Origin of the sequence: Borreliella carolinensis, assembly GCF_032595855.2 — a bacterium.
Taxonomy (GTDB): Bacteria; Spirochaetota; Spirochaetia; order Borreliales; family Borreliaceae; genus Borreliella; species Borreliella carolinensis.
This window is the reverse complement of sequence record NZ_CP132455.1, coordinates 25,263-36,111: the sequence shown is the minus strand read 5'-3', so window position 1 is coordinate 36,111 and position 10,849 is coordinate 25,263. Positions and strand designations below refer to the sequence as shown.

Sequence of the window (10,849 nt, the reverse complement as noted above, 5' to 3'; positions counted from 1 at the left end):
AGATTATAGTTATTTAGTATAAAGCTTAAATTACAAAATACACGTACAAAAAATACCATTTATATCAAATTCCTTAGATTAAAAAACAAGGAAAAGTTATACCCTATAAAACATCAGAAAATATAAAAGCTTTCAAAAAATATAAGGGAAAAATATGAATTTATATACCAAATAAGAAATTTTAAAATATTTTAAAACACCAAACTTTTTAAAAAAAATAATCTCAACAAATATTTCCCTAAGTAAAATCTATTAAAATTGGTTAAAATGCTATAACGTTTGAATAGCTTGCAATCAAAACATACAAAAATCCAATAATATTACCTAGCAAATCTTATTATTTTAAAATTTTTAAAAAATAAATCCTAACTATATCTTATATATAGATCAATATAGCTTAATTTAAAACATTGAATAAAGATTATAAAGATAATATACTGATTATCTTTAAATTCAAGCCTAGAGAAAAAAGAATGCATATTAAATGCCAAGATAAGTAAAAAAGGGGAAACAAAATTTTTTTTGTATGGAAACTTTTCAAAAAAGAACATATCTAAAACCAGCATTTTAAAACAGTCTAAAATATTATGATTATAACATGTATTTAATAAATGCATATAAATATTACAAACTATCAATAAACAAAAATGGAATTTTTAAAAAATTGAGATAGACTGATTTGAAGGAGAATTAAAATTTTTATGACAGCAATAATCGTGTATTCATGCTTGACTATGTGTTTAATATATTTTCACATGCAGCTAAACACATTGTTTACAAAATTAATCATATTTTGCAAACAATGTTTTGATATTTTATTGTTATTAATAGAAATGTTAAAATTAATTTTTTACCTGTTAATTATTAACAATAAATTTTATATATTTATTATATTGTCAATATCTTTAATTACAATTAGCACAATAATTTAACTTATTGTACTAATTGTAATTAAACTAATTAATTACATCTCATATGATAACTTTGTAGATTGTTTTTTATTTTAAGAACAATAATCTACAAAAAGCAAAATCAACATCTCAAACATTCTTTTTTGCGTAAAACCAATTATTAAGCTGCTCCCTATTGTTGGGTTTTTATAATTAACTAAAAAATAATAAGGCTATTTATAAGAAAAAATATTTTACTTATTTATATAAGTAATCCTTACCCCCTTATTTTTGGTCTGAAAATTATTGACTTATCTCTACTGAAGAGCCTTCTATTGATAATATCAAAGAATATATTCAAAGTTCAATTCTATTTACTAACAAGTTCATATCCATCTAAATTTCACAGAAATTATAGCTGGATAATCCTTTATTATTTTTTTGTTAAAAATTTAAATAACAAAATTATCATTCCCTAGAAGCTTCTATATATTCCATAATTAAAGTTCTTATAAAACCAGAAGCTGTTAATCCCTTTTTGTCCAAAATAGAATAAAATTCAATCCAATATTCATGTTTTAGCCCTACACTTATTTGCTTAATCATCATTTTTGACCTTCTAGGCTTAACATTTAAAATGCTATTATTAATAACATCGTCGTTACGAAAAGCAAATTTAGATTTGCTAACATTTTTTTTAATAATTTCTTCTAAATCAACCTCTTTGCTTATAGGCATAAAGCATCCCCCAATCTTGAAAGCTCTAAGATAGATCTACTCTCGGGATAATAATCAAAAATTGACTTCTTATACAGCTGAGATTCTGCTATTTTAGCATCTTGCCCAACCTCATAAAGATCATATCCAAAAGTTTTAAATTGCTTCAAGTGTAAATTGTGTCTTTTAAAGCTTTTATTAAGCATATTACAAATAATTTTCTCGTGTTTAACCTTTTTCCTATAAGATTTTAACAAAGAATCAAACTCTTCTTTAAAAATATTAATTCCTTCAAGACTTAAAAATTCTGGAGTCAGTGGGGTAATAACTTCACACATTGCAAGAATAATTCTTCGCTCCCAAAGCTCAAAACTGGGAGATAGATCAAAAATCGCAAATTCAAATCCCAATTTCTCTAATTCTAAGCAAAAATCATCTATCAAATATGGAGAATCTTGCAATTCATGTTGCACATCTCTTCTAAAAGTTCCACTCGGAACACATGGAAAAATATAAAAATTTTTTTGTATTTGTCTTAATACTTGATCTATATCTACCCTCTTCAAAAGAGAATCCTTAATATCCAACTTAAGAATTTCATGATTAAGAAACCATGTAGAAGAACTTCCTTGCTGTATATCACAATCAACTAATATAACTTTTTTTGTTTTAGATAAATAACTTGCAATATTTCCGCTTAAGGTAGTTTTACCAACGCCACCTTTTTGAATATGAAATGCTATTTTTTTCATACAAACTTCCTTTTAATTATTTTATATCATATATTAATTATTTTATATCATATATTAATTATTTTATATCATATATTAATTATTTTATATCATATATTAATTATTTTATATCATATATTAATTATTTTATATCATATATTAATTATTTTATATCATATATTAATTATTTTATATCATATATTAATTATTTTATATCATATATTAATTATTTTATATCATATATTAATTATTTTATATCATATATTAATTATTTTATATCATATATTAATTATTTTATATCATATATTAATTATTTTATATCATATATTAATTATTTTATATCATATATTAATTATTTTATATCATATATTAATTATTTTATATCATATATTAATTATTTTAATCTCTACCTATGAAGTTCCTTTTACAAAATTTTTCAATGAATTAGATCTGATACAGATTTAAAGACTAACAAACAACTATTTCTAATCAAAGATTATAAAAACAGATTTTTGCTTCATACTATGATAGCTTTTTAGATTTTTTATAAGAACGGCTATCCACACCAATATAGCATGATCAACAAGATTGATTTCGGCTCTGCCTTGGTTTTATTTCTTTATATTTAAAAGCTTAAGATTTAGAATTACATTTATATCTCTGCCATACAAAACACTGTAAGCTAGTTAATCCAGTAGCACTTAAACTTAATTTCGGAGTTGCATTTTTAATATCCCCCAATTACCAAACAGCTTGCTTGACAGAAATGTATACTTGATTTATACAAATTGAGTTCCATACTATTCTGATTTATATTATAATTTTCTTTAGCATTCCTTAAAGTTATTTTCGTGATTTTTTATTATTAGTTTTAAAAGTTTGCTTTTTATTGCTAGAATTTACTTACAACATTTACCTTCTAAATTAATCAATAATCTAAAAACAGCATCTTTAGAACTTATAAGAAAAAATATTCTACTAGGAAGCCTTATTTTTGGCCTAAAAGTTATTGCCTTATTTATGCTAGAATAGAAAAATTCTGCCGATATCATAAAAAATGCATTCAAAGCTAAAATAAATCTATTTTATAGGCTCATTTCTCCCCCGAAATTTCAAAGAAATTATAGGTAAATAATTCTTTATTATTTTTTATTTAATTTACAAAAAGCCCTTAAGAGAGAAATTTCTTAGGGCTTTTTATAAATGGTTAAAGGTTAAAGATAAATTAAAATTTACAACAAATTAGACAAAAAACAAAATTAAAAATATTTTTTTTATTTATAATATATATCAATTGATAATTAATATCAATTGATATATATTACTATATTATAATAAAGATCAATTATTATAATTTATTTTTAAAGGACAAAAATGCACAAAGAAATAACAATAAACTATAACGAATATACAATTGGGGGTATAAAAGGAACTTTCTTCGGGAATTCCCAATATGAAGCTAATTATCGAGCAAAAATAAATGGCTTTATAATTGACTTTTTTAAAATTCCAATAAGTTTAAAGAAAAAATATGAACTCAATATTAAAGCCCTTAGTGATCCTAATTTTTCATCCACAAATATTGCAATGAATTGCATAAATACTTTTAAACTTATAGTTGACATTGTTAATATGCAAACCGGAGAAAATTACGATTACGACACATTTATTACAAAAACAGAAACAGAAAAAATGCTTAAATATGGAACAAAAATAATTGCCGCACTAGCAAGACACTTTGACGAACAAAACAGAACCAACTTTAATGAAAGCTATTATGAATGGGAAAAAGGTTGGATAGATAAAAAATGGATAAACTATGAACCAACTGTGGAAGAAATCAAAGAAATTCAAGCAATGAATCAAAAATCAAACTCTTTAAAACTCAAACATGAAAAAACCCCCCCTAATAAGGGTCAAATACGGCTTTTACAAGCCATCAATAAAATTGAAGATCAATCACAACAACAGAATGTTAAACCAACCATCAAAACCAAAAAATTAAAAAGAAATTTGGGAGGAAAAGTCAAAATTTAACATTTTGCTTAAAAACTTTTAATTTTATTTATTATTATTAAATAATATTTACAAAATTAAAAAAATAAAATATTATATATGTAAGGTAGAGAACACTCTGCCAACAGTCCCAAGCACCCCTATTAATCCTCTCCAAATAAGATTAGGGGCAGGGACTTCTTTTTTAAAGAACTAAAACATTCAAGGCCTAAACCAATAAGTTTATAGCAAATAAAAAAAATGAAAATCTAAAAATCACAAATTAACTAAAAATTTGCATTTTGAATGTAAAGTATAAAATTTTAATAATACCATTCAGACGCAAACTGCTATTTCTAAGTCAAAGATTATGGAAATAAATCAAGAATTTATTTCATGTTAGCTTTTCAAGTTCTTTTAAATAACAACCTTCACTGCATTTTTATTAATTTCATTGCTTTTAATGCTCTTGCATGAGTACAGCACAAATAAGCCAATTTATAGTGCTATAAATGGCTAAGTTTAAGCCATCAAATTCTTTTAGGAATAAACACTCTTATTCATATTTATTTGAATAAGCAAAATCTTATTGCTTATTTTTTAATAACAATCTTTCCTATTGTGTAACATTTTGTTATACAAAATGTTACACGTCTAAATACTTTTGATTTTTTTTGGTTTAGGATATCAAGAATTAATTTTTAATTAAAAGAATGATAATAATTTAATGCATTATTTCGGGTGTATGAAGTAATATTTTTTATTAGTTTATATTTCTTTTATAATAAAAAAAACTTTGTTCAAATTTTTCTTTAAAAAACGGGTAATTTAGAATATAATTTCTATGGCTAAAATAAATATAAATTTGGATTGCTTGTATTTTATTAAAAAATAAATTGGCCATATATGCTGCAAATAATTTTTAACTTTAAATTTTAAAATATGTTTACTTGTGATTTTTAGTTCTTGTAAGGTAAATTTTGATTGTCAAAATTGGAGAGAAGATATTTATGAACAAAAAATTTACAATTTTATTATTGTCTATAATATTAAATTTCTTATTGGTATTGAGTTGTGACTTATCAATAAATACCAATCAGAATAAAATAGATAAAATTTCTAATTTTGAAAAGAAATATATTAATAATTTAGATTATCAATGTTTAAGTCAGAAAGAGTCTGTAATTAGAAATTCTCAAATCAAATTAAGTGGAAATAATAATGAAAAACTTTTTTATTCTTCTAGAATATCTAATGTTTCAAATTATTATGATAAAACTCATACATCTTGTAAAAGAAAATGATTAATTTTATTTGAAAAATAAAAGGATTTTTTTCCTGAAATCTAACTTTAAAATCTTTTAATTCGTGTGGTAGATAAAAAATTTCTAAAAATAAATCCTGTATATGACAGGACTTTTTATTATTTTAAACTAGTAATTAATTTTTATTAATTTTGATTTTAATGATTCTTTTAAAACCGTTATTGTTAGAAAAAAGAATGTTTACTCTTTTTTTGTTATTAACAATTATTTTATTTTTTTTTTCACAGTTGCTTTGATATTTTTCTTTTAAAGTTTTGCTTAAAAATTTTTTTTTAAATCTATTTTCCCAAATTTCATTGAAGTCATTTGTTTTTTCCGTTTTCCCGTTCATCATCCATATTTTTTCACTATATCTACTTTTAAATTCTTTTATAAAGTGATTTGAAATGTCTTCAATTTTGTATTCTTCTTTGTATTTCTCTATTGCCGATTTTAGGTTTCTTAATGCATTTACGTATGTATTATCATTATTGCTTATTTTGAATATTTTTGTTATTTTTAATTTTTCTATTTTATGAACTTCTATTAACTCGTTTGCAATAAATTCTTTATAAGAAATTTTGTTTATTTTTTCGTTATTTCTTTCTATAGAATTCTTTATCTTATTTATATCTTTTATACCTTTAGGTATAACATCTGCAATTGATTCATCTGCAATTGAGAGTTTAGATTTAATATTTTTTATATTATTTCTGTCGATAGTATGGTTAATCTCTTTAGAAAAATCAGATACTATTTTTTTGTCTTTTAAATATTCTTTTATTTCTCCATTAATTGCATCCTGAATAATTGTAAAACGGTGTTTCCAAAGATTTTTGTTTTGTATATAAAATGCAAAGCTTCCATTATCCTTGCCTAAATGTTTTAGTTTAGTTGTTATTAAGAGTATTTGATTTAAAAATGATATATCATATTCCAAGGTCCTGATTGATATTTTTTTTTTATCTTTTGCAAGACATTTATTAACTATATTGAATATTTCTATTGTGGAATATGTTTTAATTTTGTTGGATTTATAGTATTCTTTGTTTTTAAGTTCAATTGCCCAGCATACCTTGAGTATCCTTTGGTATATGGCCTTTTTTTTGGTTAAATATGATTTTAGTCTTGAGTGTTTTAATTCTATTAAATTAGGGCCTGTGTTTTTTTGATTGTATCTTAGAATTTCTTCTAATGTTATAAGATTATTAAAATTTGTATTGACATTATTTTTTATTTTTATTATCATTATATTATCCTGGCTTCTGAAGTTAAATTTGTTGTGGTTTCAGAAGCTTTTTCAATTATTTGGTTTGTATGCTAAACTCTTACTGTATTACAAACGAAATAATTAGCTTTTTACTACATTTTATAGCAATGGTTTTAAAATGTCAATATGATAGATTATAAAATATGACCCATTTCTTTTGAAGTAATTTGTATTTCATGTTTTGTAGATTTTCGGCTCATTATTTTTTTTGCTTGCTCAATTCTTAATTGAATTGTTTCTTTTATGCTATTTGTTATGGGTTTAGGTCTTCTAAAGTCCATTAGAAAATATGTGCAAAAATCTTCTAAAAGGTAGGGACGGTTGTCTACATGGATTGCGCATTTTAAAATTTTTGATTTTTTAGATATAGTATTTTTGCTAATTGAAAGATTATAAGAATCTTCTAATATATTTTGGAATTCTTTTAAAGAATAAAGTCTTACCCCGTTAATACTTAACATAAATACCTCATAATTTCATTTTATTATATATTGTGTGTTAGTTTCAAGGATATTGGGTTATATGTTGAATACTTTTGTTAAAGGGTGTTTAATAGCTACTAGATTATGTAGCTCGGGCAGATTATAATAATTTATCTTGTCAAGAATTACAGTAATTGGTCTTACCAAGGAATTTACAATGACGTGATATTTTTAAAAAATGGGGGTATGCTTGGGATTTGGTTTAAGTATTTTTTTTCAATTTTATCCTCTAATAAGGTTATGTCAATTCTAATATAGCTATTTTCTTGTATAATATTGATGTCATTTAATATAAAGTCTAAGTTATTTAAGTATAAATTTTTATTCAAAAAATTTGTTTTTTCTAAGAAAATTAACCTTATTTTACCTCCTAATCCATTCTCATTTTCAATAAAAGATCTTAATGTTTTTAGAATTTTTTGTTTGTTGTTGATAGTTTTTATTTGATTTGATTTTGTTAAGATTAGTTCTTCGTAGATTTTTGTGCTCAGATTTAATAACATTCTATTTGTTGTTTTAATGTTTGCATTTAAATTTTCATTGGTTTTTATATCTGCATTATTAATAGTTTTGATATTTGAATAGCTGATTTTTGTTAAAAAGGGAAGTTCAATGATTTTGTCTATGCCTTTTAGCAGTAAATTAACTTTCTGGTTGTTTGCTTTGTTTTCAAAAAGGTAAGTATTATTATTTTTTATAATGGGAATAAATTCATTTTCTATATTTTCTTTTCTATAAATAGAACCAAGTATTTTAAGTTTGATTAGGTAAATTTCATCCTTATTGTTAGCTTTTAAATCAATTGCGTAAACTTTAACTACCATCATATCGTAAACTATTTTGAGTTTTTCTTCACTTACATAGTTAATATAAAATTCAAGTTTGTCTTTTAGGATGTCTTTTGGTAATTTAGAAAATTCATTTGACCTTAATTTTAAACTAATAATTCCGCCTTTAAATTTTTTAAGCGAGATGTTCTCTTTTGAGTTTATTTGAATAGTTTTTTCAAAATTAAGTTCAAATTTCAAAGCTATTGGGTTGATAATGAAGATTTTTTTGTTTTTTACAAAGTAAGTATTAATAATTGACCTTGGGTCAGTATACACGATTTCTCCTATAGATGCACTTTGAAATTTGTATAAATTGGGATTAGATTATATCTAATCTTTTAAATTGGTTTTTGTTAGAACAACACCTAATAATAATAGTTTTTTAATTTTAATTCAAGCTGTAATATTAGAATATTTTATTTGAATTGATTATATTATTTAATTTTCTAATTTTTGAGAAATTTTTTAAAAATAAATATAAGATAAACTAAAGGGGGATTTTAATGAATTCAAAATTTATCTTAAAGTATATTATTTCGGTATTTTTTTTAGTTTCTTGTCAAACTTACCAAATAGCCTATGATAGGTTTTCTCAAGTATTAGATTCACAATATGATATTGGGGTAAATTATTCTAGAGATGCGATATTTAAGTCTGTAATTTCTATTAAATATGATAAATTAAAAAATAAAAGAGAATATTTTATTTTGGTTAGAGCGCAGTCTAAAAATTCTGGTCAAATAAAGCTTGAAAAGATAATCACAGATACTAGGTTTGAGTCTAAAGGAGAGTTGGTTTCAGAGAACAGCAAACGTGTTGTTTATTATAACGATTTTTATGATTCATATTTTCCTTATGATTATACAACAGTGGTTACTGAAAAAAATATTAAGGTGGAAATTTATAAATTTATTATTCCAGAAAGTGAATTTATAAGATTTGTTGCGTTGGGTAATGATAATATAGCGGCATTTAGAATTTATGCATTTAGAAATGATGTTATTGTAAGTTTTAATAAGATTCCTTTTAAAAAGTTTTTAGACGATTTTAACTTAAAAGTTAAATTGCTTGGTGGCAGTTGATTTGAATTTTAACAATTTTTAAGCCTAAGCTAAATGGCAACTTACTAAAAAGGACATAAATTAAGGGCATTGAGTATAAGTAAGTTTTTTGATAGTAATTTATCATAATATCGACTTTAAAATATTTTTAATATTATCTAGTTATCTAGTGTGTTAATTTTTTGAAAAATTTATGAATTCTAGAATGGCTTTTTCATTTTTTAGCAAGAACAGGCCTTCTCTTATTCCATTATGGAATTCTTCAAAGGAAATTAATATTGTTTTTAAATTTTTATCTTTACCTTCTATATTGTCATAATAAAATATAAAGTAAGGTCTTCCTGTATTATCTTTAAAGCCAAGAAAATTTACAAATATTGCTGTTTCTTGAAAATCTGTTTTTAAATTGTATGAATGACCATTTTTGTATAAAAAAATACCATTTCCTTCAAGATTTTTAATTTCTAAATTATTAATTGTATTTTTAAGTCTAGTAAAACTTTCAATTGCTTGTAAAATATATTTTATTGATGAGAATTTGGTATAGTATATGCGGTTATTGATTTGAAATTCTAAAAAGATTCCGCATTCATTTCCAGCTCTAATTACATCTTGCTCATTTTTAATAGAAGTTGCAATTTTTTTGTCAATAACAAGATTAATTTTGAATGTAGAAATATGGTTTAGGGTTTTTACATTATCAATTGCTAAATCTTCTGTTAGATAGACTTTATAATTAATAAATATCCCTTTTAGATTTTTAATCTTAGCTTGTTTAAATTCATAGTTTATACTTTGAGCATATATTGTCAAATTTTTAATCAAAAATATTAAGAATATAAAAGTTTTATTTTTCATTATGCAACTTATTTATATAATAACAGTCTTGAATAATTTTAGTAAACTATTTTTATCTATTAAAGCTGAAAATTTATAAAAAATTTTGGCTATGCAAGTAGTTTTTGTTGATTTTTAGCTTCTTTTTTAAAGAGCGAGTATCTTAAAAAAATGGGGTGATCCACAGCTTTGTTTCAGGTAATTTTTGTCTTAGTTTTTTTCTTTATAGAAAAACTCTTAATAAATTTAATTATGATAATGGTCCAATCACATTCATTTATTATTAGAATTTTCTCCTCAATATTCAACCTTATAAATTTATCAATAATCCAAAGAAAGTAATCTTAAAGATTGATAAGAAAAAATATTTTACTTATTTATATAAGCATTACATAAATCCTTGTTTTGGCTCTAAATAATATTAGATTTTTTTTCAAAAATCTAATATTAAAAAAAATTTTTAAAATACATGGTAATACTTAATTATTGAACTAATAATTGAGTATTAAATATTCTCCTTTTTTAAAATTAAAAGAATTTATTATCAATATTTACTTCATACCATACATTCTTTTAAATGAACCTCTTATCTTTAAGGGGTTTTCTTTTTGTATAGACAAAATAAAAACTAATCAAATTCTTTAACTTAAAACTCTTGCTAAGCGAATATATAAACTTGTTAAAGTTATCAATTAGAATAATAACTTTAACAAGTTTATATCAATCTAAATT

General features: G+C 22.7%; 9 protein-coding genes. 3 read left to right on the top strand and 6 right to left on the bottom strand.

The window, feature by feature from the left end; all coding sequences use genetic code 11:
- Nucleotides 1-1,358: 1,358 nt before the first annotated feature.
- Complete coding sequence (locus tag QIA46_RS04530; protein WP_317268619.1) at nucleotides 1,359-1,628, bottom strand: hypothetical protein; 270 nt, start codon at nucleotides 1,626-1,628, stop codon at nucleotides 1,359-1,361.
- The gene (locus QIA46_RS04525; RefSeq protein WP_317268618.1) at nucleotides 1,619-2,359 is read right to left on the bottom strand and encodes a ParA family protein; all 741 of its coding nucleotides are present in this window, start codon (nucleotides 2,357-2,359) and stop codon (nucleotides 1,619-1,621) included. Before QIA46_RS04525 ends, QIA46_RS04530 begins: the two co-directional genes overlap by 10 nt.
- A gap of 1,353 nt (nucleotides 2,360-3,712) precedes the next feature.
- Between QIA46_RS04525 and QIA46_RS04520 the strand changes: the two genes are divergently transcribed.
- Together QIA46_RS04520 and QIA46_RS04515 are read left to right on the top strand one after the other, a co-directional pair.
- Nucleotides 3,713-4,375 carry a hypothetical protein gene (locus QIA46_RS04520; RefSeq protein ID WP_317268616.1) on the top strand — a complete coding sequence of 221 codons (663 nt, stop codon included), beginning with the start codon at nucleotides 3,713-3,715 and terminating at the stop codon, nucleotides 4,373-4,375.
- A 968-nt stretch (nucleotides 4,376-5,343) separates the two neighbouring features.
- Nucleotides 5,344-5,637, top strand: a complete 294-nt coding sequence (locus QIA46_RS04515) for a DUF5425 family lipoprotein (RefSeq protein WP_317268615.1) — start codon at nucleotides 5,344-5,346, stop codon at nucleotides 5,635-5,637.
- A gap of 136 nt (nucleotides 5,638-5,773) precedes the next feature.
- On the opposite strand, the gene QIA46_RS04510 is transcribed toward QIA46_RS04515, so the two are convergent.
- From QIA46_RS04510 to QIA46_RS04500, 3 genes are all read right to left on the bottom strand, one after another.
- Complete coding sequence (locus QIA46_RS04510; RefSeq protein ID WP_317268614.1) at nucleotides 5,774-6,886, bottom strand: plasmid maintenance protein; 1,113 nt, start codon at nucleotides 6,884-6,886, stop codon at nucleotides 5,774-5,776.
- Between the two features lie 155 nt (nucleotides 6,887-7,041).
- Complete coding sequence (locus QIA46_RS04505) at nucleotides 7,042-7,368, bottom strand: hypothetical protein (RefSeq protein ID WP_317268613.1); 327 nt, start codon at nucleotides 7,366-7,368, stop codon at nucleotides 7,042-7,044.
- Between the two features lie 173 nt (nucleotides 7,369-7,541).
- Nucleotides 7,542-8,495 carry a hypothetical protein gene (locus QIA46_RS04500; RefSeq protein WP_317268612.1) on the bottom strand — a complete coding sequence of 318 codons (954 nt, stop codon included), beginning with the start codon at nucleotides 8,493-8,495 and terminating at the stop codon, nucleotides 7,542-7,544.
- Between the two features lie 227 nt (nucleotides 8,496-8,722).
- Between QIA46_RS04500 and QIA46_RS04495 the strand changes: the two genes are divergently transcribed.
- Nucleotides 8,723-9,301: a hypothetical protein gene (locus QIA46_RS04495; RefSeq protein ID WP_317260576.1), complete on the top strand. Its 579-nt coding sequence runs from the start codon at nucleotides 8,723-8,725 to the stop codon at nucleotides 9,299-9,301.
- 153 nt (nucleotides 9,302-9,454) lie between these two features.
- Here QIA46_RS04495 and QIA46_RS04490 read toward each other — a convergent pair whose 3' ends face one another.
- Nucleotides 9,455-10,138 (bottom strand): hypothetical protein, encoded by a 684-nt coding sequence (locus tag QIA46_RS04490; protein WP_317268611.1) that lies wholly within the window; start codon nucleotides 10,136-10,138, stop codon nucleotides 9,455-9,457.
- Between the last annotated feature and the right edge of the window lie 711 nt (nucleotides 10,139-10,849).

Coding starts and splice junctions, on each gene's coding strand:
- QIA46_RS04490 (WP_317268611.1), bottom strand. CDS start 10,138: ATGAAAAATAAAACTTTTATATTCTTAATATTTTTGATTAAAAATTTG.
- QIA46_RS04515 (WP_317268615.1), top strand. CDS start 5,344: ATGAACAAAAAATTTACAATTTTATTATTGTCTATAATATTAAATTTC.
- QIA46_RS04525 (WP_317268618.1), bottom strand. CDS start 2,359: ATGAAAAAAATAGCATTTCATATTCAAAAAGGTGGCGTTGGTAAAACT.
- QIA46_RS04520 (WP_317268616.1), top strand. CDS start 3,713: ATGCACAAAGAAATAACAATAAACTATAACGAATATACAATTGGGGGT.
- QIA46_RS04505 (WP_317268613.1), bottom strand. CDS start 7,368: ATGTTAAGTATTAACGGGGTAAGACTTTATTCTTTAAAAGAATTCCAA.
- QIA46_RS04510 (WP_317268614.1), bottom strand. CDS start 6,886: ATGATAATAAAAATAAAAAATAATGTCAATACAAATTTTAATAATCTT.
- QIA46_RS04495 (WP_317260576.1), top strand. CDS start 8,723: ATGAATTCAAAATTTATCTTAAAGTATATTATTTCGGTATTTTTTTTA.
- QIA46_RS04530 (WP_317268619.1), bottom strand. CDS start 1,628: ATGCCTATAAGCAAAGAGGTTGATTTAGAAGAAATTATTAAAAAAAAT.